The 841-nt window shown below is 54.8% G+C and carries 1 protein-coding gene; it reads right to left on the minus strand.

The window, feature by feature from the left end; all coding sequences use genetic code 11:
* On the minus strand, nt 1-841 hold an 841-nt coding region (locus FE784_RS41505; RefSeq protein WP_176706883.1), incomplete at both ends, for an immunoglobulin-like domain-containing protein.

Here is an 841-nt window from a genome sequence, read left to right on the forward strand (position 1 = left end):
GTGCAATTTGGCCGTCTTAATGGCAGTGTCCGCTTGTGCAAACTTCACCTCTAGATCGGCGGAATACGTAACAGGCGTTCCCACCGCTTCGATCGCTTTTATCGCGGCATCGATCGCTTCGGCCTTCTCGTTGTTAACGGGTTCTTGAGCTTTTACGCTCACGGCGAATGTACGAACTTCGGAGTAACCGTTCAAACTAACTTGGACCGTCAACGTTACGACTGCATCGGGCTGGCCAGCTACTGGCCTGGCGACTTGACCGTTCAACGGATTAACGACCGCCGGTTTGTCGGACGTCCATGCAATGGAGTCTACGAGACTGCTCGTCGTCCGCAGCGTCAATGTTTTCGTGACCGAGGCCGCGTCGTCTCCGCTTTGGTACCCGATCGTCAAGCTCAGGCGCTCCAGTGCGACTTTCTCCTTCCAACCGCTCACGGTTTCTTTGGCTGCGGTCAGCTTGCTCATATTGGTAATATCCGAATCTGTAGCACCGTGTGATTTGGCCGTCTTAATGGCAGTGTCCGCTTGTGCAAGCTTCACCTCTAGATCGGCGGAATACGTAATAGGCGTTCCCACCGCTTCGATCGCTTTTATCGCGGCTTCGATCGCTTCGGCCTTCTCGTTGTTAACGGGTTCTTGAGCTTTTACGCTCACGGCGAATGTACGGATTTCCGAGTACCCGTTCAAACTGACTTGAGCCGTCAGCGTTACGACTGCATCGGGCTGGCCTGCTGCCGGTCTGACGACGTCGCCGTTTAACGGATCAACGACCGCCGGTTTGTCGGACGTCCATGCAATGTAGTCTACGAGGCTGCTCGTCGTCCGCAGCGTCAATGTTTTT

Origin of the sequence: Paenibacillus hemerocallicola (assembly GCF_006265175.1) — a bacterium.
Lineage (GTDB): Bacteria > Bacillota > Bacilli > Paenibacillales > NBRC-103111 > Paenibacillus_AB > Paenibacillus_AB hemerocallicola.